Origin of the sequence: Shinella sp. S4-D37, assembly GCF_040812195.1 — a bacterium.
Lineage (GTDB): Bacteria > Pseudomonadota > Alphaproteobacteria > Rhizobiales > Rhizobiaceae > Shinella.
The window spans coordinates 1-21,928 of the sequence record NZ_JBFNXL010000004.1 but is presented as its reverse complement, the minus strand read 5'-3'; the positions used below and the strand labels follow the sequence as shown (position 1 = coordinate 21,928).

At 67.0% G+C, this 21,928-nt stretch carries 19 protein-coding genes and 2 pseudogenes; 2 read left to right on the top strand and 19 right to left on the bottom strand.

The window, feature by feature from the left end; genetic code table 11:
• Positions 1-69: 69 nt before the first annotated feature.
• Both AB3G45_RS06945 and AB3G45_RS06940 read right to left on the bottom strand, forming a co-directional pair.
• Positions 70-1,179: an efflux RND transporter periplasmic adaptor subunit gene (locus AB3G45_RS06945; RefSeq protein WP_367829891.1), complete on the bottom strand. Its 1,110-nt coding sequence runs from the start codon at positions 1,177-1,179 to the stop codon at positions 70-72.
• A gap of 35 nt (positions 1,180-1,214) precedes the next feature.
• Complete coding sequence (locus AB3G45_RS06940) at positions 1,215-1,496, bottom strand: hypothetical protein (protein WP_367829890.1); 282 nt, start codon at positions 1,494-1,496, stop codon at positions 1,215-1,217.
• Between the two features lie 372 nt (positions 1,497-1,868).
• Here AB3G45_RS06940 and AB3G45_RS06935 point away from each other — a divergent pair, with 372 nt between their 5' ends.
• Positions 1,869-2,183, top strand: coding sequence for a hypothetical protein (locus AB3G45_RS06935; RefSeq protein WP_367829889.1), 315 nt, complete (start codon positions 1,869-1,871; stop codon positions 2,181-2,183).
• Here the strand turns inward: AB3G45_RS06935 and AB3G45_RS06930 are convergent.
• The 9 genes from AB3G45_RS06930 to AB3G45_RS06890 form a co-directional block, all read right to left on the bottom strand.
• A complete protein-coding gene (locus AB3G45_RS06930; RefSeq protein ID WP_367829888.1) occupies positions 2,161-4,005 on the bottom strand; it encodes a sensor histidine kinase in 1,845 nt (614 codons plus the stop codon). The genes AB3G45_RS06935 and AB3G45_RS06930 overlap by 23 nt on opposite strands.
• Positions 4,006-4,079: 74 nt before the next feature.
• The gene (locus tag AB3G45_RS06925; protein ID WP_367829887.1) at positions 4,080-4,763 is read right to left on the bottom strand and encodes a response regulator; all 684 of its coding nucleotides are present in this window, start codon (positions 4,761-4,763) and stop codon (positions 4,080-4,082) included.
• 170 nt (positions 4,764-4,933) lie between these two features.
• Positions 4,934-7,270 carry an FTR1 family protein gene (locus AB3G45_RS06920; protein WP_367829886.1) on the bottom strand — a complete coding sequence of 779 codons (2,337 nt, stop codon included), beginning with the start codon at positions 7,268-7,270 and terminating at the stop codon, positions 4,934-4,936.
• The gene (locus tag AB3G45_RS06915; protein WP_367829885.1) at positions 7,267-8,820 is read right to left on the bottom strand and encodes a multiheme c-type cytochrome; all 1,554 of its coding nucleotides are present in this window, start codon (positions 8,818-8,820) and stop codon (positions 7,267-7,269) included. Before AB3G45_RS06915 ends, AB3G45_RS06920 begins: the two co-directional genes overlap by 4 nt.
• The gene (locus tag AB3G45_RS06910; RefSeq protein ID WP_367829884.1) at positions 8,817-9,344 is read right to left on the bottom strand and encodes a hypothetical protein; all 528 of its coding nucleotides are present in this window, start codon (positions 9,342-9,344) and stop codon (positions 8,817-8,819) included. Before AB3G45_RS06910 ends, AB3G45_RS06915 begins: the two co-directional genes overlap by 4 nt.
• Positions 9,345-9,399: 55 nt before the next feature.
• Positions 9,400-10,455 carry an imelysin family protein gene (locus tag AB3G45_RS06905; protein ID WP_367829883.1) on the bottom strand — a complete coding sequence of 352 codons (1,056 nt, stop codon included), beginning with the start codon at positions 10,453-10,455 and terminating at the stop codon, positions 9,400-9,402.
• Positions 10,456-10,619: 164 nt separating this feature from the next.
• Positions 10,620-12,140, bottom strand: a complete 1,521-nt coding sequence (locus AB3G45_RS06900; protein ID WP_367829882.1) for a copper resistance CopC/CopD family protein — start codon at positions 12,138-12,140, stop codon at positions 10,620-10,622.
• Between the two features lie 134 nt (positions 12,141-12,274).
• Positions 12,275-12,805, bottom strand: a complete 531-nt coding sequence (locus AB3G45_RS06895) for a YcnI family protein (protein WP_367829881.1) — start codon at positions 12,803-12,805, stop codon at positions 12,275-12,277.
• Positions 12,806-12,980: 175 nt separating this feature from the next.
• Entirely contained in the window at positions 12,981-13,373 is a 393-nt protein-coding gene (locus tag AB3G45_RS06890) for a hypothetical protein (protein WP_367828943.1), read from the bottom strand.
• Between the two features lie 202 nt (positions 13,374-13,575).
• Between AB3G45_RS06890 and ric the strand changes: the two genes are divergently transcribed.
• Positions 13,576-14,253 carry an iron-sulfur cluster repair di-iron protein gene (ric, locus tag AB3G45_RS06885; protein ID WP_367828944.1) on the top strand — a complete coding sequence of 226 codons (678 nt, stop codon included), beginning with the start codon at positions 13,576-13,578 and terminating at the stop codon, positions 14,251-14,253.
• 76 nt (positions 14,254-14,329) lie between these two features.
• Here ric and AB3G45_RS06880 read toward each other — a convergent pair whose 3' ends face one another.
• The 8 genes and pseudogenes from AB3G45_RS06880 to AB3G45_RS06845 form a co-directional block, all read right to left on the bottom strand.
• Positions 14,330-15,244: an FAD:protein FMN transferase gene (locus tag AB3G45_RS06880; protein ID WP_367828941.1), complete on the bottom strand. Its 915-nt coding sequence runs from the start codon at positions 15,242-15,244 to the stop codon at positions 14,330-14,332.
• Between the two features lie 3 nt (positions 15,245-15,247).
• Positions 15,248-15,832 (bottom strand): nitrous oxide reductase accessory protein NosL, encoded by a 585-nt coding sequence (locus AB3G45_RS06875; protein WP_367828940.1) that lies wholly within the window; start codon positions 15,830-15,832, stop codon positions 15,248-15,250.
• Positions 15,829-16,650: an ABC transporter permease gene (locus tag AB3G45_RS06870; RefSeq protein WP_367828939.1), complete on the bottom strand. Its 822-nt coding sequence runs from the start codon at positions 16,648-16,650 to the stop codon at positions 15,829-15,831. Before AB3G45_RS06870 ends, AB3G45_RS06875 begins: the two co-directional genes overlap by 4 nt.
• Positions 16,647-17,549, bottom strand: coding sequence for an ATP-binding cassette domain-containing protein (locus tag AB3G45_RS06865; protein WP_367828938.1), 903 nt, complete (start codon positions 17,547-17,549; stop codon positions 16,647-16,649). Before AB3G45_RS06865 ends, AB3G45_RS06870 begins: the two co-directional genes overlap by 4 nt.
• Entirely contained in the window at positions 17,512-18,840 is a 1,329-nt protein-coding gene (locus AB3G45_RS06860) for a nitrous oxide reductase family maturation protein NosD (RefSeq protein WP_367828937.1), read from the bottom strand. Before AB3G45_RS06860 ends, AB3G45_RS06865 begins: the two co-directional genes overlap by 38 nt.
• A gap of 3 nt (positions 18,841-18,843) precedes the next feature.
• A pseudogene (gene nosZ / locus AB3G45_RS06855) lies at positions 18,844-20,777 on the bottom strand (TAT-dependent nitrous-oxide reductase).
• Positions 20,778-20,859: 82 nt separating this feature from the next.
• Positions 20,860-21,594 (bottom strand): annotated as a pseudogene (locus AB3G45_RS06850) (4Fe-4S binding protein); the annotation flags it as partial.
• 151 nt (positions 21,595-21,745) lie between these two features.
• Positions 21,746-21,928, bottom strand: a 183-nt coding sequence (locus AB3G45_RS06845) for a hypothetical protein (protein WP_367829880.1), incomplete at its 5' end; no start/stop codon positions are given.

The following is a 21,928-nucleotide window of genomic DNA, read 5'->3' as shown; positions in this document are numbered from 1 at the left end:
TCGATGGGATCATGCTTCAAAAACAAGGTTTTGAAGCGCCGATCTGATTTAATCGGATCGAACTGCGCTCTAGAGACGATCGACCACGGCGACCGTCTCGCCGATGCGGACGCCGCCGGCGCCCTGGACGATCACCCGGTCGAAAGCGGCGAGCCCCTTCACGATCTCGCGCATCCCGTCCGGTAGCGGATCGCCGACGACGACCCGGCGGACGGCAATGCGGTCCTCTTCATCGGCGACGAGCACAAGGTGCCCCTGCTGCGAGCTACCGACCGCGGTTTCCGGGATGGCGAGCACCGGGCGTCGAACGAGGGGAAGGCGCACGCGCACGAACATTCCCGGCGAGAACAGGCGATCCGCGTTGTCAATGCGCGCCCTGATGGCGATCGTGCCCGACGCGACGTCGAGATCGGGCGCGATATAGTCCAGCTTGGCTGAGTGGGGATAATCCTTCTCCGTCTGGAGACCGAGCTCCGCCCGGATCGTCCCGAGATCCTTCACCGTCATGCCGCGCTGGGCCAGTTTCTTGCGGATCTCGATGACCTGCGGCTCGCTGGCGGAAAAGACCACATGTATCGGGTCGGGCTGGATCAGCGTCGCGAGCTTCGGAGTAGCGGCGGCATTCACGTAGGCCCCGACGTCCATGGTGCGGGCGGCAAGCAGGCCGTCGAAGGGCGCGCGGATCTCGGTATAGTCCAGATTGAGCTTCGCGGTCCTCAGCCGCGCCTCCGCCGCCGTGACCTGGGCCTTCGCCACTTCATGGTCGGCAAAGGCCGCTTCCCGGGCCGCGGCAGTCGCCACCTGCTTGCTGGCAAGCTCGTCCTGCCGGGCAAGGTTGGCCTTTGCCTTGGTGAGGGTCGCCCGGGTCTGGGAAAGCTCGGCTTCCGCGCTTGCAAGGCTTATCCTGTAGGGCTCCTGCTCGATCACGAAGAGCACGTCGCCCTTCCTGACCTCGGCGCCGTCGGGAAAGTTCACCTTCTCCAGCGTTCCGGACACGCGCGCAACCAGATCCACGGTGTTCACCGCCTGCAAGGTGCCGGTCGAGTGTAGGTAGCGCGTCATCTGCTGGGCCGTCGGTCGCCCGACGACGACTTTGCGGAGAGCATCCCCGGCGACGGCCTCGCCGCCGAGGGCTCCGACGAACAGAAGGATCGCGACGGTTCTGAGAGACCGGCACATTGTTCTTCTCCCGTGTGGCTGGATGATTGCGCCGATTACTTCAGCGAACTGAGCTCGTCCGGCGAAACGACGCCGTCCTTGTTCTTGTCGATGCGGCCGAAGGCCATGTCGTAGCGACCCGCAGCCTTGATCTTCTGCGCGACGGGCTTGCCGGATTGGGCGAGCCCGTCGATGAACGTGCGGAATTCGGCCTTGTCGAGCTGCGTGTCGCCGTTCGCATCGGCTGACAGAAAGAGCTCCTGCTGGGCCATGGCGGGCGCGACGACGGCGCTCATGGCAAGCGCGATGGCGGGCAGCGTGGTCTTGATGAAGGACATGGTATTCTCTCCTCGGTGCTTTCGGGTATTCGCCGGTCGATGGCGATACGGCTCTAATTCCTGCCGGTTGCATGCCCGGGGCGGGGGCGGGCTGTCGATCACCGCGAGGCATATATGCCGCGGTCGTGATCCTCCGAAATCCCCGTTCCCCGAGCCGCATCCACCGGCCGGAGGAGGTTTAACAGGCACGTCCGCCTCGACCATCCCATGTTCATGGGGAGGCTCGCCTCGAAAATCACGAAATCGGGAAGTCCGGCCCGTATCGCCTGCATTGCCCCCCATGAACATGGCATGCCCCGGCCACCGGTTTCGATCATGGTGCGCCCCGCACCCATCGGGATTCGGGTGCTCATCGAACAGGAGGAAAACAGCATGACATCCAGAAAGGTCGTCCTGCGCGGCGCGCTCGCCTTGATATTGGCGACGGGCTTCACCGCATCCGGGCCGTTTCCCGAGCCGGCGGCCGCAGCCGTCGTCTATTGCAAGAGCGTGGGTGTACCCAAGGGATGCGTGGTGAGGCCGACACCGGTCGTCGTCTATTGCACCGCCGCGGGCGTGCCCGTCGGTTGCGTCGCACGCCGTCCGGCGCGCGTCGTCCACTGCACCGCGCCGGGCGTGCCGGTCGGCTGCCGCGCCGGAACGCCGACGAATCGTGGCGGGCCCGTCAACCGGGTCGGCCGTCGGTAGACGCGACGGCACCGATTGATACTGGCAGCCACAGGGCGATACGCGTGCCTGTGGCGCCAGACGCGATGCCGAGCGTGGCCCCGCAGAATTCGGCACGCTTCCTCATATTGACCAGTCCCCTCCCCGTCCCCAGCCGGTGCCCGGCGCCGGCGGGGATGCTCTTTGCATCGAAACCGTTTCCGTCGTCTTCGATGACGATGCTGCCCCCGGTGATGGCCGCACCGTCGGCGATCGTGTCGACCACCACCTTCAACGTCCCGGCGCCTGAATGCTTGATCGCGTTGGTCACGGCTTCGTCGAGCAGGCGGACGATTTGGATGACATGCCATGGACGCAGGTCGGGAAAGATCGGCAGGCCTTCCGGCCTCAACACCTGCCACGACAGGGTAATATCGTGGGCGCGCAACTGCGCCGCCATGCGCTCGCGCCACGAACCGAGGACGAGCATGAGGTCGCCCTCGACATCCTCCATCGCATCGATGACGAGGCGGAGATCCCTCAGCGCCCCGCGCGCCGCGTCGCCGATCTGCGCCTTTCCCGTCTGCTCGGCCATCGCGACGATGCTGACGAGTTGGCCGCCCAGACCGTCATGGAGATCGTGCATCAGCCGCCCGCGCTCGGCGGCGAGCGTCTCCTTGCGATTCTGCTCCTCCTCCCGCGCAAAGGAGGCGCGAAGCTTCTCCTCGCTCTCGCGCACCCGGTCGACAAGCTGCGCGGTGAAATTGTCAGCCTGGTTCAGCGCCTGCACGAAACGCCATGTCAGGCCGAGGCCGATTGCGACCAGTACGGTGGAATAGGAAATACGCCCGAGCAGGATGCGCTCTCCAGGCAGGACATCCACCGCGGTCAGCGCGTCATGGACCCAGAAAACGGCGACGATGCTCAGCGTCGATCCGAGATAGGCGAAGCTGCAGTCCTGCTCGCGGATCGCCGCCCTTCCCAGAATGGCCGCGACCATGAAGACAAAGAGGCCGATGCTCGGCAGGCCGACCAGACTGTAGACCACGCGCAACAATGCAAGCGACCCGAAGGTCGAGGCCAGGACGATGAGCGCGGCAGGCAGGAACAGGACCCGGCCCCAGGGGGTGATCCGCAGGCCGGTGAGATGGGCGGCGAAATGCACGGACAGCGCGCATTCAAGCGTGCCGGAAGCCCCGAGCAGACCGTGCAGCAGGGGCGATGCGGGCAAGGGAATGAAGTGCTGCGCCGTTCCCACCACCATGGCCGCCGCCAGCCAGCCATAGGCTTTCTCGTGGCGGCGGGCGAGGAAGATCAGGCCGAGGATCATGCCGACCATCGCTTGCCAGATGGCGAGCGCGAGCGGCAGCGTGGCGAAAAGGAAGACACGACTGTCATAGGCTTGCCGCAACTCGGCGTCCGGCCCGACATAGGGCGTGGCGAGATAGCCGGTCAAGGGACCCCATAGATGCAACCTGACGACGAGTTCGTTGACGCCGTTATGCAGCAGCGTATCGGGTATGGCGGCGATGACCGCGAAGTTCCTGTCCACGCGGCCCAGTGACGGCGTGCGCCGGCTGTCGAGAATGACGGTGCCGTTCACCATGATTTCCAGGCCGCTGGTGAACCGCGGGATGAAAATCGACCAGGTCCGCGTCGCATCGTCAGCAGAACGCTCAAACCGCGCCCGAATGAGGGTCGGAACGTCATCGGAAATGTCCCGAGGGCGGTAATACGGAAGGCTGGTTTCGGTCCAGGTGTTTCCGTCGATGCCGACCTCACCTTGCATGAGGCGATATTCCGGCGGCGGCAACGGCAGATCGGGCTGGTAGAAGAGGACGATGCAGAGGAAGGCGATGACCACCTGCGCGATGAAGTAGCCGACGATCCAGCGGCTGCTCGAACTCGATAGGGAAGAATGCGTGATCATGGACGGCTTCAGAACCTGATGAGACCCTGCTGCAGAGCCTCGAACACCGCCTCGCCGCGGGTGTTCACCTCCAGCTTTCGATAGATGGTCTTGATGTAGCCGGGAACGGTCTGCCGGGAAATACCCAGATGATCGGCAATGTCGGCATAGCTGAAGCCTTTCGCGATGCCCCAGAGGATGTCGATCTCGCGCGGCGTAAGCTTCGCCGTGTTGAGATCCGACGGCCTCGCCTGCCCCGGCTTTCCCTGCGTGCGCCGGACGATGAAACGGGCGATGGAGGCGGAAATCGGCGAATGACCGCGCATGAGATCGCGAACCGTGTCGGCGATATCGGCCGGGAATGCATCCTTGAGCAGATATCCGTTCGCACCGAGCAGAATGGCCGAGATCACGCTCTGCTCGTCCCCGAGTATGGAGATGACCATGATCTCCGTCGTCTGGTTGCGCTGGCGGATATCGCGGATCAGTTCCATTCCGTTCCCGTCGGGAAGCTGTAGGTCCGTCAGGAGCACATCGGGATCGCCTGCCCCGAGCCGTTGGCGCGCCTCCGCGACCGTGGCCGCCTCGGCAACGTCGAATTCTCCGCCACGCGAAAGGGCATCGACGATCCGCCAGCGCGTCGGCGCATCGTCCTCGATGACCAGGACCGAGATGAGCGTGCCGGTCCCATCGGCCGCGTGCGCGGATACCATGCGATTTCCTCCTGCCTGCAAACACGATCCCAATATATGACTGAAACGCGCATTCTCTGACAGCCATGTTCATGGGGGCAAGAACCGGGCTGAGGTCTGGCCAGATGGACGGAAGGTCTCCGCCGGTTAGGTATCTCGCGTGCATTGGCTCACGACCATGAAGACGGCAGTCAGTCGCGTCGAACTGCGAGATGAAGATGTTTCCTCCGGCGTTTGACGAGACGGAGCAGCAGCGAAACTATCAGGAAACCGGCCACGACCGACTGGGCGAGCAGCGCCTCAGCCACGGGATAGAGGCCGAAATGGAGCTGCAGCCAGGGTTGGGCCGGGAACCAGGCCACCGGCGTCGCCGAAACCAGCGCCGCCGTCTGGAGGCCGCGCACGCCGCTGCCGACCAGCATGACGCACAGGACGGCGAGCAGCCCGCCGGTCAGGCGGAAGAAGGCCGCGATCGGCAGCTTCGCCTCCAGGCCCAGCATGGCAAAGCCCACCGCGACCGCCAGGACGCCGCCGGCGGCAAGCCCCCCGAGCACCGGCAGGGCCGGCGCGTCGATCAGCAACGCCTCGTAGAAGAGAACCGTTTCAAACCCCTCGCGGAAGACGACGAGGAAGGACAGCGAGAACAGGGTGAGCCATCCTAGATAGCCGCCGTCCCTCCCCTTCGCGGCCACCGCCGCCTTCCGGCGGATCTCGCCGATCCAGTCGCCGACGTAGGATTTGCGGAACATCCAGTGGGTGACGTAGAGCAGCACGGCCGCCGCCGCCAGCGCCGAAAGCCCCTCCAGAAGCTCCCGCTGGAGCGTGCCGAGGGTGAACAGCCGGCCGACGGCCAGCCACAGGGCGAAGGATCCGCCGAGCGCGGCCAGTACGCCGCCCGCCACCGGCAGACGCCAGCCGCCGGCCCCGCGTGCCGGAAGGCCGCTCGCCTTCAGCGCGCCGATCATGCAGGCAAGCACAAGGACCGCCTCCAGCCCCTCGCGCAGGAGGATCGCCAGCGATTGCAGGAAGGCCCCCGTTCCCGAAAGCTTCGTATCGAGGATGCGTCCTGCCTCCCCCGTCGCGGTCTTCATGCGGTCGACGGCGCTCCTCAAGGCGCCGTCAGGGCCGCGATCGGCCAGGATGCGCCCCAGGCCGGGATTCTCCACGCTGCCTTCCCAGAAATCCGCCTCCATCCTCAGTGCCAGGGCCGGCGCGCGGGGCATAAGGCGCTGCTCGATATCCGGGTCGAACAGTGCATAGGCCTCCAGCCGCTTCAACTCGGCCTCCTCCCAGTCGCCGCCCTCGGCGGCAAGCCGCACCTCGTCGAGGATATCCGGCAGCAGCGACAGCGCCGCCGCGTAGCCCCCTTGCGAGAGATCGCTCCCATAAGCGGCGGCGACCAGCCCCGCGGCCTCCTGCGCAAGGCTTTCGACCCGCGCGCCGTCGCCCCTGTCCGCGATCAGCGCCTTCATTTCCTTCAGGATGGCCGAGAGCCTGTCGAAGGATTGCGGCGCGCGGGCCGCCAGGTCGTATCCGAGGTCGCCGAACAGCATCGCCGCCCGGTCGCGGAAAAGCCCGGCCTCGAAATATTCGAAGGGAATGACGATCTCCCCGTCGCGCACGCCCTTGCCGTATTCGACCGGCACCAGCGCCACGAAGCGGGCCAGCAGGCGCACCCTGCGGTCCAGATCCTCCGGGGAAAGGCTCGCCGGCGCATAGGTGGCAAGCCGCGTCTCGATATCGGCGAGCAGCGCCTCCAGATCGGCGCCCTCCAGCCGGTCCGGAGGCGCCAGCCGCGCGAAAGCCTGCGCGATCCGGCCCGCCGGCTGCGCGCCCAGCCGCGCCGCAAGGCTCTCCGACAGGAGCGCGTGCAGGCCGCCCGCCCGCGCCAGCGCCCCGGCGAGCTGGATACCGTAGCCGGCGGCGCGATGGCCGCGCGCCTCGGCGACGGCCTTGCGCAATTCGCCGGCATAGACGCCGAGCAGCTCCGTCTCGATCACGCGCCGCGCCTCCGCCGGCGTCATCCGCCCGGCGAGCGTCTCGCGCAGGGCGATGCTGGCGGCCGTGTCGCGGGAGGTGCGGGCATATTCGCGGATGTTGAGCCAGCCGGCCGCAGCCGCCGCCTCTCCCGCATCGAGCCGGGCAAGCCCCGCGCGAAAAGCCCCGTCGAGCAGCCGGGTCCAGAGCCGCGCGCCCGCAGCCGCCGAGGCGGCGGAGTCCCAGCGCCCGGCAGCATCGGCAAACGCCTCGACCGCCTCGTCCATCGACGGGACCGCGGAGGGCACGGCCTGCGCATAGGCGGCCCGCAGACGCTCTTCCCAGAGCCGGCGGACCCTTTCCAGACGCGCCGCGACATCCGCCCGGAGGGCCGTGTCGGGCGTGCGGAACAGACGCCGCTGGATCTGCGCGCTTTCCCCCCGCAACGCCTCCGCGTCGCGCCAGGGCGCCTCCGCCCCGACCGCCGGCCCGAGGACCGCGAAAAGGGCGGCCAGCGCGAGAAGGAGCGCGCGAAGGGCGGGAGCGATCATGGATTTGCCTCTTTCCCGGCAGGCAGGGTGAACCGCTCCGCCGCAAGCTCGAAGGGTGGAACGATCAGGTCCGTCTTCAACGTGTTGTAGACGAATTCCTGGGTGGCGACGCGATACCAGAGCCGGGTTTCGAGAGTGAACGGCCCCCCGCCGGCCCCCGGCGGAAGCGGCACCTCGTAGGCGACGGCGTCCTCGCCCTTAGGCGGCACGCCCTTGCGCAGGTGGGTGACGGTCGCCGTGTTGAAGGTCAGGTGATCGGGAATGCGCCTGCCCTCGGCGTCGTTGAAGTCCTCGCGCCAGATCACGGCGCCGGGGTCGGTCTCGCCGCGCGCGGCGTCGAAGGCGCCCGACCGGTAGATCTCAGCGCCCGACGCATCGCGCACGGCGACTTCGAGCCACATGTATTTCTGGTCGATCACGCCGGTCGGCAGGTTGTGGCCGGCGCCGAGATTCTGCACGGCCACGGTGAAGCGCAGCGTTCCGTCCTCGACGCTCGCCCCGCGCAGGGCAAGCCCGGCGGCCGAGCGCAGAAGTGCGCGGGTCGCCTCGCCCTGCCGGGCGATCAGCGCCGTGTTGCGCGCATCGGCGAGGCCCGGCAGGATGCCGCCGCGCAGGAAAGTGAGGTTGGAGCCGAGGCCGGTGTCGAACATGAGGTAGTTCGACCCGACGAAATTATGCGCGTAGCGTTCCGGCTTGGCGAGGTCGCCGGCCCGGATCTGCCGGACATAGGCGGCAGGATCGGGCGCCATGTGGCAATCCTGGCAGGTCACGCCGTTTCGCGCATACCAGCTACCCTGCCATTCGGCAAAGGTGGTCTGCACATGCTGGCGGCTCGTCGCCTTCGACATCGAGCCGTCATAGGCCTCGGTATGGCAGCCGCCGCAGAAATCCGCGCTGGCGATCAGCGCATTGGTCTTCTCCGCCCCGAAGGCGCGGGCATGATCGCGCGGCGCGGCGAGGATCATCGCATCGGACAATCCGTCGATGCCGGTGTTCAGCGCCAGCGTCAGGGCACCGTTGCCCTCCCGCGGGTCGGCATGCACCGCCGTGTGGCACATGACGCAGGTGATGCCTTCCGTCGCCGCCTCCGAGGGCATGACGGACTTGAAGCGGTTGGTGCGGCCCGACAGGACCTCGCCGGGCGCGTGGCACCCCTCGCAGAAGCGCGCCTTCTCGGCGCCGTCGCGGTGCAGCGCCTCGTTGGCCTTGACCGCGCGCTCGTAGATCGCGTCGCGGTCGGCGATGGCGTGAAGCGATGGCGCCCATTCCTCGAACTCCCGCCGGTGGCAGGTCGCGCAGCGTGTCGCCGACCGGATCGACGCGGGATCGGCGAAGCGGCCGTCCTCCGTCCGGAGCCGCGACGGCCAGAAGGGCCGCGCGCGGCCTTCCGCGTCGGGGCCGAAGGGCAGCCGGTAGAAGGGCACGTCGGCCAGCTCCACGCCCGGCTCGGGCGCAGCAGGCGCCAGGACGCCCGCGCCGAGGATGAATATCCCGGCGAGCAGGACGCCGAGCGCTACCGGCGGCAGATGGTCCTTGAACTGGTATTTCATGGCGCGCGCCGCGCCCGCCGCTCTGCCGGCAGCGCCCAGTGCCGCATGGCGAGATGGGCGATGAAGCCGGCGGCGGCGGCGAACGAAACCCACAGGTGGAGAAAGGTCAGGCGATAGGTCGCCTCGAAGCTCCAGAACCAGACCCGGCCGCTAAGATAGGCCGCTACCGGTAGCGCCATCAGCAGCCCCGTCCCGACGACGAGGACGAATTTCGCAAGGAGCAGCCAGCTAAGCGCGGTGAACAGGGGGCGCTGGCTTTTCGGTAGCCCCCGCGCCATGTGCCCGCCGATCCAGGTCAGCAAGAGCACCGTGAACACCAGCCCGGCGGCCAGATGCGCCAGAAGGACGGCTTCCCCGGCATTCCAGTTCCACCCGGCGAGGAATTCGAGATGCAGGCCGGTGCCGAAGAGGATGGCGAAGAGGAATGACAGCGCCAGGGCGCGCCGGATGCCGGCACGCCTGGCGCCATATTCCAGAACAATACGCCGGCAGGCAGGTTCCGGAAGGGTTTCGAGGCTACTCATGGCTCCGCTCCTCCGGCCGGCAAGGCTCTGCCGGCCGCGTGTCCCGCGGTCTCGGTCAACCGCGGATCTCGACCTCGGCCTTGGCGGCGGCCTGGAGCACCAGCGCGACGATCCGGTCTGCGATGTCCTGCGCCTCGTTGCCCAGCGCGTCGGCCTCCTCGGCCCCGAAGGACGTGCCGGCCGCCTCGCGGGCATGGGTGTCCTCCACCAGGGCCAGCAGCTCCTCGAAGCCGGCCTTGATGCGGCTGTCGAGGTCCGCGTCGCCCGCGGCGACCACCGGCGAAAGCGCTTCGGTATACATCCTGCGGCAACCGCTCATGATGCCCTGCACGTCCGACAGGCGGCTCCGGGCGACGAAGGCGCCGATCTCGCCGGAAATGAACTGGGATTCCTTCCATTCGCCGAAATAGTCGCCGACCGTCGGCGTCATCACCACGACGGAGGTGAAGGCGTCCTCGCGGTTGGGTTTCCACGCCGCCATGTCGGCCTCAAGCGCCTTGGCCCAGAAGGTCAGCGCCCGCGCCGCGCCGAGGCCCAGATTGGCGTCGAAGAGCATTTCCCCGCGCGTCACCGTGCCGTCGCCGTCAAGGTCCGCCGGAAGCTTGATGCCCGTCTCCTCCATGCCCCAGAACAGCGGCTCGGTGATGCCGTGGAAGAGGTTTCCCGGCCGCTTCAGCACCGTGCCGTCCGGCAGGGACAGGTCGTATTCCGCGACGTCCTCGCTGTCCGTGCCCGGATTGCCGGCGTCCAGGATCAGGTCGTACCTGGCGGTCTCGGGGATGCCGGCGACGATCCCCTCGATCGTCTCGTAGTGGTTGGATGCCTCCAGCCACAGGGCGCGGATGGCGCCGACCTGTTCGGCGAGCCGGGCGCCATCGGCATCCCAGGCCGCCGCATAGTCCCCGCCGTGCGCGGCGATCACACCGTGGTAGTCGGCAAGGCCGGCCTCCAGCAATTCCGCCTGCGCGACAAGCCGGCGGCTGTGATCGAGCGTGAATTGCTTGACATTGGCAAGGCCCCGGCCTTCCGCGCCATCCGCCGCAACGCCGGCCACGGGCATCACGAGCAGCGAGCCCAGCGCCACGGCCACGACCAATCCCTTTGTATCCATAGCGAAATCCCCCAGACAATTTCCAAACGCGGCATCGAGGCTCGTGGAAGGAACACCCTGCCGCCGGGTGAACCGCCGTTGCGAATGGTTATCGGTCGCGGGAAGGACGCTCTTTGCGCTGGCGCAAATGTGGATAAATCGAGGAAGGTTTTTTGAACGCCGCGTTACCGGGTGATCTCGACCGTGTCCTGCAGCCGTATGAGTTCGAAGTCGCTGATGAGAATGTCGACCCTCACACGCCATTGTCCGGCCACCGGCACGACGACGTCCGAGGCGCGCCATGCACCGTCCGATTGCAAGGCCGCCTTCCTGCGCATCGGCTCGATGCCTGCCTGCGGACTGGAAAGCACGAAGGTCACCTCCTTGGGGGTAACGGGCGTGAAGTCCGGTGCCAGAATGGTGGCGGAAACCTCGACCGGACCGGCACGTCCGGGGGTGAAGGCGATCTCGGCCACCGCCTTGTCCGAGTGGATATGGATGGAAACCGGCTCCACCGCCGCAAACGCCAGCGCACGGGGCGGCGGCGTGAAGCGCCACGCGGCGGCGACGGCGAAAACGGCAAGAACGATCATGGTCTCGACGACAACCGCGCGGACAAGACGCCGGGCCGCCCCCTGCTCTCCGCGTTCGGCCGGTCTGGTGAGCATCCAGCGATTGAACGCGACGAGAAGGAAGAGGGCGGCGAGGAGCGCCGTCTTCGCGAGCAGTACATTGCCGTAGGCCGTCGAAAAGAGCGCGCCAAATTCCCCAACCTGCACGACGGCCAGCAGCAGGCCTGCCGCGGTCAGGGCGACGACACAGAACGGGATAAGGCGGGAAAAGCGGCCAAGCGCCTGCCGCCCCGCATCGCCTCCGCGCCGCAAGGCGCAGGCCAGCGGCAGGAGAGAACCGATCCAGACGGCAATCATGACCACATGCACGAAGACTGCCGGCCGCATCAGTCCTTGCGGCGCGGCCGAGCTTGCGTGACCGCTCAACGCCAGTGCCACGCTTGCGGCGACGATGGCCACGAGGGACGCCGCGCGGCCCGCCGCGATCGTCCGTGAAGCGGTTGCGATCGCCAGAAGGAACGCGAAGGAGAGCACCAGGACGGTCAGGCCGAAACGCGTCCCGAGGCCGGCTTTCCACACCGTTCGATCCGTAAGGCCGGAGAGCGGGGCGCCCAGGGCATCGAGCCCCTGCAACCCGAGGGAAATCGCCGTCGCCGACATGCCGAGCACCAGGGCCGCCTTTATGATCGGCATTCCATCGGCCCCGCCGGGCATCAGCCATCGGACGGCGAAAAGGCCGCCGATCCCGAAGAACAGACCGGCATACATGGCGATGCGGGCAAGCCATAGCGCGGTCCTGACCGGCCAGTCGACCGCCTCCCCGGCCACCTGCGGCGCGCTGCTCGGCGAACCGATCGAAAAAATCGTCGACCCTGCAACGGGATGCCCGTCCTCGGAAACGACACGCCAGACAAGCACATGGGTTCCTGCACCAAGGTCGCCGGGCGCCGCGATTTCTAGCGTGCGGTCACGCAGGACGAATGTCTCCAGCGCTCTCGTCCGCCCATCGGGCAGGACGAGCCGCAGCACGAGCGGCGACACCGGCTCGCTGAAGGACAGGGACAGGGATGTCGGGGGCGCGTTGACGACCGCGCCGTCGGCCGGCACCGCCCCCGTCAACGCGGCATGGGCCATCGCCGCGACAGTGAGGCAGCACCACGCGATGCCGGTCAGAATGACCCGGAAAAGGGATCGGTCAAGATGGTCCCGCACGACAATCTCCGAAGGGTGGAGGGGCCGGCGCCCGATGGCGCCGGCCGTTTCGGGTTTCAGTGGCCGCCGGCGGCCTCGATCAGCTTCACGCCGGGCGCGGGAAGCTCGAGATCGTCATCCGACTGGCCTTCGGCTGGGATTTCGATCCAGCGCTCGGCGAGACCGTCCGGGCACTCCTGCACCACCGGGAAATGAAGCGTCTCGCCCGCCTGCAAATCCTTCGTCAGATAGACCCTCAGCACGAACTCGTCATATTCGTCGTCGCCGAGCGTTCCGCCGCTCCAGACGATCTCCTTCACGCCTTCACCGGTCGGCGTGCCGTGGTAGTCGTAGGATTTGGCATAGGCGCCCTTGACCTTTTCGAGTGTCCAGCCGGCCTTCGGCTGCGGCTTCACCGCGATCACGCCTTCGGGGATCTGCACGCGCACCACGTTGGTCGGATTGCCCTCGCAACCGTGCGGCACCTGGAAGATGGCGCGGTATGTCGAACCGACCGGCGCCTCCTTCACCTGCAGCGAAACATGGGCAAGGGCGGCGCTCGAACCGAGCGCGATGGCGGCAATGGTTGCAAGTGTTCTTTTCAGCATTGTCATTCTCCGATGGAGCCGGTCATCCCTGCCGGCAAGGTATGGTGGAAAAGGAAAGGAAGTGGGGTCGCGACGGCGTGCGGCAGGCGGCTGAGGGCATGACCGGGCGGCGATCGGACGGGGAGAACCCGCGACGCGACATAGGCTTGGTCAGCTTGCCGGCATTGCCCGGCGATCAGGCGAGCGTCGGGGGGCCGCGAGGATGTCCGGGCAGAGAGTCATGCGCCAGGGGCACATGGTCCTCGTAACCGTCGAAAATCCGCTGCGAGGGTTGTGCGAGCGGATTGAACGGAATGAGGACGGGACGATGGGGCGAAACGAGACCCGCGGCCATACCGCAGGCCAGCGTGCAGCAATCGGGCGCGGGCGAACGCTCCTTGCCCGGCGTCGACGCCGGCTTCTGCTCGTCAAGGTGGGTGATGCAGAGGGGATTGCCGTAGGCATCCACCGGGGAGTTGCCGGCCGCGGATGCCTGAGCCAGGGGGCTGAGAAGAACCTGCAACGCCATCAGCACGGCGACGGCGAAGGCCACCCATCCGTTCCGGCACTGTTGCAGATGCGTCTTCATCGAAACCTCTCGCACCAAGGCTTACCAATCATGCCGCGCAATGAAAAGGCTCCCGGCCCGCCGAATTGTCGCACTCTTTGCGATGCGACAAGCAGGGTCGCGATACCGTTTCCCGCATGCGATCTTTTGTTCGGCCCGGCGCAAAGACGGCGCGTGCCGATTCTGCAAATTGGGGGCCCATCCACCTTTCAAAGGATCGAGCATGCAAACGCTTTCTCTCGAAACCACCGTGACGACCATCGCCGCCGAACTGCCGGGTGCGGCCGAGCTGTTCCGGCGCTCGGCCATCAATTTCTGCTGTGCGGGCGACATCCCGCTTCGCGATGCGGCCGCACGGGCCGGACTGTCGCCGGCCGATCTGCTTGCCGAACTGGAGGCGCTCCGGCGGGCGGCCGGTCTCGAAGCGCCGCGGGAGACCGGACCGCTCATCGACCACCTTCTCTCGCGCTATCATGAGACCCATCGCCGCGAACTGGCCTTCCTGATACCGCTTGCCGAGAAGGTCGAGCGCGTCCACGGCGATCATCCGGTCGCCCCGTCCGGGCTTGCCCGGGCACTGGTCGCACTGAGGGACGAACTGGAAGACCACATGACGAGCGAAGAGCAAATCCTCTTCCCCTTGATGCGGCAGGGTCAAAACACGCGGATATCCCACCCCATCGCGCAAATGCGTCATGAGCATGCCGATACCGCCAGGCTTCTTCAGGATATCGAGCATGCCGCCCATGGCATGGCGCTGCCGGAGGGGGCTTGCGGCTCGTGGACCGCACTCTATACGGGGCTGCGGAAACTCACCGACGATCTCGTGGCGCACATGCATATCGAGAACGCCGTCCTCTTCCCGCGCTTCGAGACGCCGGACGCGGCCGCCGGCGCATAACCCGAAGATGAAGACGGCATCCGGATATTCCGGGTGCCGTTTCGCCCTGTCGCCGTTGCGGCACCCGAAGGCGCGGCTACGCGCCGGCTTCCAGACGGGCGCCCTCGAAATGCCCGAGCATGCGCCGGATCGCCTCCGGCTCGGGCATCAGGCAGGCGGCGGTGGCAAGGGCGTCGGCGATGGCGGCGGAGGGCGCCGAGACCGAGATGGAACGCCACGCCGATACCGCCGGCATGCCGGTCGCGGGATCGAGGATATGGCCGTCGCGGCCCGCCTGATCGAAGGTCGTGCCGAGCGGCGCGGAGGTGGCGAGCGCGCGCTGCCGCAGCGACAGGCGCTCGCCCGTCTCCAGGCGCACCGGCCAGTTTTCGCCGTCCGGCCTGCCGCCGAGCGCGCGTAGTTCTCCGGTATCGACGAGGATGTCGCTGAGCCCCTCGGCCTCCAGCAGGGCGGCGACCCGATCGGCGACATAGCCCTGGCCGATCCCGTTCAACGTCAGCGCCATGCCGGGCCTGAGGGTGATGGCCGCGGCGTCCAGTTCCACCTTCGTGAAGCCGGTCTTCCGCCGCACCGTCTCGACCGTCCTGGCAGCGGGCCTTGTGCCGCCTGCCGCGGCTTCGGCCCAAAGCGCCCAGAGCGGCTGCACGGTCGGATCGAACCGGCCGCCGCTCGCGCGGTGCACGGCACCGGCCAGCGACAGGCATTCCAGCAATTCGAAAGGCGGGGTGGCAAGAGACCCGTCGCGGTTCAGGCGGGACAATGCGCTCTGCGGCCTGTAGAGGCTGAGGATATCCTCCAGCCGGTCGATCTCGGCCATGACGCGGGCGGCGATGGCCCCGCCGTCGGGATGGTCGAGCCGGATCGAGGCGCGCGCGCCCAGCGCCTGCCCCGTCCATTGGCGGGTCGTTTCCCTCGCAGAGGCGCGGGCGGTGGCGGGCAGGATGGCCAGGGCGGCGGAAATCGTGATCAGGCGGCGTCGGGTGATAGGCATGGGTCAACCTCCGGCTTTGTTGGGCAGGGCACGCAGGCGGCCGTCGAAATCGGCGTCGTCTTCGCTCCCCTGTTCCGCACCGGCTTCGACCGGGGCGAGAACCATGTCATCGGTGATATCGGCGAGCGTCAGCACGCGGCCGCCCTCGGCGAGGGCGAAATCCTCGGCGCGCTCCCGGCTGGAAAAGGGCACCGCCTCCGGAGCGCCCATGCCGCCGGCCCGCGCCGAGCCGAGGACGTAGAAGGCCTCGTCGGCGACGACCCAGTTGCCGTCGCCGGGCCGGTCCCAGGTCGCGCCCGCCCTGCCCATGTCGGTCACATAGACGGCGAGGATCGGCGCGACCTGCTCGGGGCCGCGCATATAGGCGATGGCGTCGCGCACCTGGCTGAAGAACAGAGGCGCGGCGTTGCCCTCCAGAAAGACCTGCGCCTTGGGGCCGGGATGCTCCAGGAGGTTCATCTGGCAATAGTGGCCGAGGGTCTCGGGCGTCATGTCCTGCGGCACTGTGCTCTGAACCGCCTCTTCCCGGCAGGCGGAAAGCAGCACGAGCGCCGCGACGAGCAGAACGGGGCGAATGCGATTTTTCATGGCGTCACCTTGCGGAAGGCCGCAACCGCAAGCGCGATGGCGGCAAGCGGCCAGAGGAAGAGCGAGGCGGCCGACTGCCAGAGCGCAATGGCGCCCGCCGCACCGCCGATGCCGCCGGCCGCCGCAACGGCTTCCGCCGCCGAGAGGTTGAAGACGCGGAAGGCGTCGGCGGGATTGGCAAGCAGAGCAACGGGCAGCGCCTGCGTGGTAAAGGCCCCGCCGCCATCCGAGACGATCAGCGCAAGCAGCGCGAGATCGTAAAGCACCACCGCCACGAGCCAGAGCGCGACCGCAAGACCGGCGGCCCCGGAAGGCCGGCGCGCCAGGGCCGAAAGGGCGTAGCCCGCGCCGAGGAAGGTGGCCCCGAGCAGGACCGAAGACCAGATCAGCCGCCACAGCGCGCCGAGCCCCCTGATCGCCTCGGCATCGGACCAGACGGCCACCAGCGCCGCCGCGCCGTAACCCAGCGTGACCGCGAGGGCGAGGATCGCAAGATGCGCGAGGAGCTTGCCGATGAGGATCTGCAGGCGCGAGACGGGATAGGTGAGAAGCAGCGGCAGCGTGCCGCGCTCCACCTCGCCCGCCACGGCGTCGAAACTCATCAGGAGCGCCAGGAGCGGCACGAGATAGACGGCAAGCGAGGTGAGCGAGGCGACCGTCACCGAGAGCCGGTCCACGCCGACGCCTCCCGTGGGGGCGGCACCGGCGGCGGCGAGCACCAGCGCGAACAGCATCATCATGCCCGTCGCGATGGAGACCCAGCGATTGCGGAAGGCGATGCGGAATTCCGAGATCGCGGTGGCGAGGATGCGGTTCATTGCCCATCCCTCCTGCTGAAATGGCTGTAGATATCCTCAAGGCTCGGCGGGATCACATCGAGATCGGCGACCTTGCCGCCGAGCGCGGCCATGCGGGCAAGCAGGGGCAGCTTTTCCGCCTGCGTGCAGGAAAGACGCAGGAGCCCGTCTGCGCTCGCAACCGCCTCGGGAAAGGCCGCCGTCAGCGCCGGCGCGTGGCCGGAAGCGGGGCGAACGAGAAATGAGACGGGCAGTGCCGCGCGGGCGCGCAGATCGGCAAGCGTGCCTTCCGCCACCAGTTTTCCGCCCGAGAGAATGAGGATACGGTCGGTGCGCGCCTCCACCTCGGTCAGCACATGCGAGGAGAGCAGGATCGCGGTCCCCTCGGCGGCGAGGCCGTCGAGGAGATCGTAGAAATCCCGCCGCGACACCGGGTCGAGGCCCGACGTGGGCTCGTCCAGCACGAGCAGACGCGGACGGCCGATCAGCGTCTGCGCGAGGCCGACACGCTGGCGCATACCCTTGGAATAGGTGCCGATCCGCCGCCGCGCCGCCTTCTCCAGCCCGACACGGCCAAGAAGCGCCATGGCCTGCTTCGGGCTTTCGCCGCGCAGCGCGAGATAGTGGCGAAGCTGCTCCTCCCCGGTCAGGGCCGGGTGGAAGGCGACGTTTTCCGGCAGATAGGCCACCTGCGTGCGCGCCGCGGGCGAGCCGGGCGCCGCGCCGCAGACCGAAACCTCGCCGCCGTCATGGGGAACGAGGCCAAGGACGATCTTCATCAGGGTCGATTTGCCCGCGCCGTTATGGCCGAGCAGGGCCGCGCGCCGCCCCGCCTCCAGCGTCAGCGAAACGGCTTTCAGCGCTTCCACATCGCCAAAGCGTTTAGTGAGCCGAGAGATTGTCAGGGTCGGTGTCATCATGATTTCCTTCGGCCCAGCGACCGGCGGCCTCGGCCTCAAAGCCGAGGATTTCGGGCGGGACGGATATGGCAAGGGGCCGCATCAGCGGCGCGCTGTCGCGCACGCCGCCGGGCAGCGTGGCGGGAAAGTCCCGCTGGCTCCAGCGCACGAGCTGCACGGCGGGCGAACCGATGAGCAGGCTTGCCGCGGGCTGCGACCAGAGGATCTGGTCCATCAGATCGTTGGGGCGATAGAAGCTGTCGGCGATGCCGTCGCCGTTGAGGTCGAAGGCGGGATGGTCGGACCAGAAATTCCCCCTGCGCTCATGGCTCCATTCCATGTTGCGCGTGCCGACATATTTCACCTGCTCGCGGTTGGCGATGAAGGCGTTGCCGGTCAGCACGTTCTTCTCGGAACCGGCGGTGAAATGGATACCGATGCCGCAGCCCTCGAAGCGGTTGTTCCAGATGAGGTTCTTGTGGGCATTGTAGATGAAGAGGCATTTCTTCGTGCCGCCGCGCACCAGATTGCCCGTGACGTCGGCATTGTTGGCATAGTTCAGCATCAGCCCGTGTTCGCGGTCGCCGAGGCTGAGATTGTCGAGGATCTTCGCCTTGTTGGAGAACATGATGGCGAAGCCGAGATGGTTCCCGATCGAGATGTTGCCGGAGACCTCGGTGTTGCGGGTGTACATGAAGTGCACGGCAAAACGCAGGTCGCGCATGACGTTGCCCCGGTAGATGCTGTCGGCGCTGGCATTGGAGAAGATGCCGTCGCGGCCGTAGCGGATGACATTGTTCTCCAAGAGCGTGCCCGGGCTGTTCCAGACATAGATGCCGTTGCCGCGCTCGTTCATGCGCGCGCTGTCGGTCCCGATGATCTCGTTTGCGCTGACGACGGCATCGCGCCCGCCATGCACGTCGATGCCATGCATGTTGCCGGTGACGAGCAGTTTCTCGATGCGCGCACGGTCGGCGCCCTCGATAATCTTCACCCCCGCATCAAGGTCCTGGTTCACGCGGCCCGAGCCGGTGACGGTGAAGCCCGTCAGCGTCACGTCTTCGGCGGAAATCGTCATCACGCTGCCCTGCCCCTGTCCGTCCACCACGGCAGCACGGGAGCCGGAAATGGTCAGCGGCCGGTCGATGGTGACGGGGCCGGCATGGACCCCGTCGGCAAGAACGAGCACATCGCCGGGGGTCGCCCCGGCGATGGCCGCTGCGAGGCTGCCCGTGCCCGGCGCGACGGCACGCTCCGCCGCGGCCAGCGGCGAAGCGAGAAGAAGGCCGATCAGGAGGACGGGCAGCCGCATTCTTCAGGCGTCCTTCGGTTCCACGAACATGCGCCCGCGCATCTCCATGTGCAGGGCGTGGCAGAACCACTGGCAATAGTACCAGTAGAGGCCCGGATTGGCCGCCACGAAGGTGACGGAGCTCGTCATCTGCGGTCCGACCTCCATGGCGACGCCATGATTGCCCATGGTGAAGCCGTGCGTCAGGTCGTCGATCTCGTCGAGATTGGTGACGATGACCGTGACCTCGTCGCCCTCCTTCACGGTGAAGCTTTCCTGGCTGAAGCTCGGCGCGACCGACGTCATATAGACGCGCACCTTGTTTCCGTCGCGGATGACGGCATCGGTCCACTCGTCGATATCGACGCCGTCGGCCTCGGCCTGCTTGCGGGTTTCGGCCCAGAGCGGATCCTTGCGGTCCCACACGGACTTGATGTTCGGCAGGATCGAGGGCGCGACGGCGATGGCGTCATGCGGCTCGGCGAAGTTCGGGCCGTCATGCACCAGCACCATCTTGTCGCCGGAGATGTCGATGAGCTGGTCGTTTTCCGGCTTCAGCGGGCCGACGTTCAGGAAGCGGTCCTTGGAGAACTTGCACAGGCACACCAGCCAGTCGTTGGTGGCATCCAGCGTCTCGCCCATGACCGTCTTCAGGTGGCCGGGCTGATACTGGACGTCGAGCTTGTCCTTGATCGGGTCGATCTTCTCACCGGCATAGGCCCGGATGGCCTCGTCGATGCTCCACTTCACCACCTGGCTGTCGAGGAAGAGCGAAGTATAGGCATTGCCGCGACCGTCGAAGGCGGTGTGCAGCGGGCCGAGGCCGAGTTCCGGCTCCGCCACCACCGCGCTGCGCGGCTCGGCATTGTCGTAGAAGATCGCGTCGAACTTGGTGACGTCGAGCACGGTGACGGTCGGCGAGAGCTTGCCGGCCACGCACAGGTGCTTCTTGTCCGGCGCCATGTTGCAGCCGTGCGGGTTGTTGGCGATCGGGATGTAGCGGGTGAAGAGCGACTTGGCTTCCTTGCGGCCGTCCACGACCTTCACGCCGTTGATCTCTTCGTACTGGCCCGCGGCAATCGCCTTTTCGATCTCGGCGAGATTGAAGACGACGACATGGTCCATCTCGGACTTGGTCATCTCCTCCAGCGTCATGCCCATTTCGGAATTGTACGAGGTCGAGAAGGCCCACTTGCCCTCATAGTCGGCATCGCAGTTGTCGAGGTTGCCCGAGACCTGCACCTGCCAGGCGACTTCCCACTTGTCGGCATCGACGGCGGTGAAGATGTTCACGTAGGTCGAGACATCCGTCATGGTCGAGCCGTCGTTGACGAGGGGCGCTTCGTCCTCGCCGTTGCAGAACACGTAGTTCGAGCGCGGCCATTTCTGCGGGCGCAGGCCATGGATGCCCTTGGCGTTCGGGATCTCCAGGATGGCGTCGGTCTTCATCACGTCGCAGCGCACGCGCGCGACGCGCGTGTTGGCCTTGTCGTTCATGAAGAGATAACGGCCGTCATACTTGCCCTCGGTGAAGGACATGTGGACGTGGTGCAGGTCGCCGTTGTCGTGGATCTTCTTGCCGTTGGCGGCAAGCTGCTTCTTCGTCTTCTCCGTCATCGTGCGCTGGTGGATGAGGATCGATTCATTCGTCTGGCCCCAGCCGGTGGCCGAGCAGCGGTTGAACACCGGCACCCGCATCAGCTCGCGCATCGACGGGATGCCGAGAATGCGCATCTCGCCGGATTGGCCCGAGGGACCAGAAGCCGTAATAGTCGTCCAGCTTGCCGGGCGCGACCGAACCGTCGGCTCCGGCCGCGGCGCGGGCAGGCGTGGCCAGGCCCGCGGCGCCGAGGCCGAGCGCGGCCGGGCCCCATCGTGCCGGCGAGAACAGCCGTCCCTGCCGTGGCGCTGAAGAGCGCGCGGCGGCTCAGCCCCTTGTTTTCCTTCGATTCCATCATCGGTTCCTTCCTTCGTTAAACCTTGGCTGCGGGTTGCGGGACCGGGGCCGCCGGGGCTTGCCGCGAGCTTGGCGCGCGACTTCATCTTCTTGATCACCACGGGGCATACGGTTTCGGACTGGTAGAGCACCTGGCAGTGCAGGCAGTTGATGCACTCGTTCGGATTGATCTCGCCGGTGCGGTGGATCGCCTGCCACCGGACACTGGATCGCGCAGGTCTGGCAGGGGTTTCCGCATTCGTGGTAGCGCTTCAGCCAATCGAACATGCGCATGCGCGCGGGGATGGCCAGCGCCGCGCCGAGCGGGCAGAGGTAGCGGCAGTAGAACCGCTCGACGAAGAGCCCCCGCGACGAGAAGCGCGACGGGCATAGGCGACGAACGGCCAGGCGCGGATGAACTTCAGGATGATCGCCGTCTGAACGGCTCAATCTCGGCAAGGTGCTCGGCCTGCTCGACGCTCATCAGCGAGACGCCGAAGAGGCCGAGGAAAATCATGTACTTGACCGGCCAGAGCCGCTCGTGCAGGCCCCAGGGCAGCGTCCATTGCGGAATGCGCAGCTTGCGGGCGATCTGGTTGGTCAGCTCCTGCAGGGCGCCGAAGGGGCAGAGCCAGCCGCAATAGGCACCCCCGCCCCCAGAAGAGCAGCGCGGCGGCGACGGCGAACCACAGGATGAAGGTGAGCGGATCGAGCAGGAAGGCCTGCCAGCTGAAGCCGGTCACCAGCGAACCGAACAGCGCCATCAGGTTGACGACCGAAAGCTGCGCATTGGCGTACCAGCCGAGGAAGACCAGCGTGAACACCAGGAAGCCGATGCGGAAGATGTAGAAAGCCCTTGGCGTTCCTGACCGCATAGGTCTGGAAGAAGAACACGCCGGCAGCACCACCAGCATGGCGGCCAGAACACGATTCTTCAGCTTGGAATCCTGCAGATGCGCTTCCACAGGTCCACCTGGCGCGGAGCCTTCGTCACGGGCGGCCACGGCGATGGCTTCCTTTGCCGGGCGGCGCGATGGCGCGCAGATATTTCTGCGGGAGCTGGTAGCCGAGGTCGAAGTATGGAAGACCCTTCTCGATCGGCCCGACCTCGCGCTGCGCGAGAAGCTGGATGCGGAAGGGTTTGGCCGGATCGAAGCCGAGACCGGCGGGAAT

Bases quoted from the DNA above. Each gene is read 5' to 3' on its own strand.
- AB3G45_RS06945 (WP_367829891.1), bottom strand. From the start codon at position 1,179: ATGTGCCGGTCTCTCAGAACCGTCGCGATCCTTCTGTTCGTCGGAGCC.
- AB3G45_RS06940 (WP_367829890.1), bottom strand. From the start codon at position 1,496: ATGTCCTTCATCAAGACCACGCTGCCCGCCATCGCGCTTGCCATGAGC.
- AB3G45_RS06935 (WP_367829889.1), top strand. From the start codon at position 1,869: ATGACATCCAGAAAGGTCGTCCTGCGCGGCGCGCTCGCCTTGATATTG.
- AB3G45_RS06925 (WP_367829887.1), bottom strand. From the start codon at position 4,763: ATGGTATCCGCGCACGCGGCCGATGGGACCGGCACGCTCATCTCGGTC.
- AB3G45_RS06920 (WP_367829886.1), bottom strand. From the start codon at position 7,270: ATGATCGCTCCCGCCCTTCGCGCGCTCCTTCTCGCGCTGGCCGCCCTT.
- AB3G45_RS06915 (WP_367829885.1), bottom strand. From the start codon at position 8,820: ATGAAATACCAGTTCAAGGACCATCTGCCGCCGGTAGCGCTCGGCGTC.
- AB3G45_RS06910 (WP_367829884.1), bottom strand. From the start codon at position 9,344: ATGAGTAGCCTCGAAACCCTTCCGGAACCTGCCTGCCGGCGTATTGTT.
- AB3G45_RS06905 (WP_367829883.1), bottom strand. From the start codon at position 10,455: ATGGATACAAAGGGATTGGTCGTGGCCGTGGCGCTGGGCTCGCTGCTC.
- AB3G45_RS06900 (WP_367829882.1), bottom strand. From the start codon at position 12,140: ATGGCCCATGCCGCGTTGACGGGGGCGGTGCCGGCCGACGGCGCGGTC.
- AB3G45_RS06895 (WP_367829881.1), bottom strand. From the start codon at position 12,805: ATGCTGAAAAGAACACTTGCAACCATTGCCGCCATCGCGCTCGGTTCG.
- AB3G45_RS06890 (WP_367828943.1), bottom strand. From the start codon at position 13,373: ATGAAGACGCATCTGCAACAGTGCCGGAACGGATGGGTGGCCTTCGCC.
- ric (WP_367828944.1), top strand. From the start codon at position 13,576: ATGCAAACGCTTTCTCTCGAAACCACCGTGACGACCATCGCCGCCGAA.
- AB3G45_RS06880 (WP_367828941.1), bottom strand. From the start codon at position 15,244: ATGCCTATCACCCGACGCCGCCTGATCACGATTTCCGCCGCCCTGGCC.
- AB3G45_RS06875 (WP_367828940.1), bottom strand. From the start codon at position 15,832: ATGAAAAATCGCATTCGCCCCGTTCTGCTCGTCGCGGCGCTCGTGCTG.
- AB3G45_RS06870 (WP_367828939.1), bottom strand. From the start codon at position 16,650: ATGAACCGCATCCTCGCCACCGCGATCTCGGAATTCCGCATCGCCTTC.
- AB3G45_RS06865 (WP_367828938.1), bottom strand. From the start codon at position 17,549: ATGATGACACCGACCCTGACAATCTCTCGGCTCACTAAACGCTTTGGC.
- AB3G45_RS06860 (WP_367828937.1), bottom strand. From the start codon at position 18,840: ATGCGGCTGCCCGTCCTCCTGATCGGCCTTCTTCTCGCTTCGCCGCTG.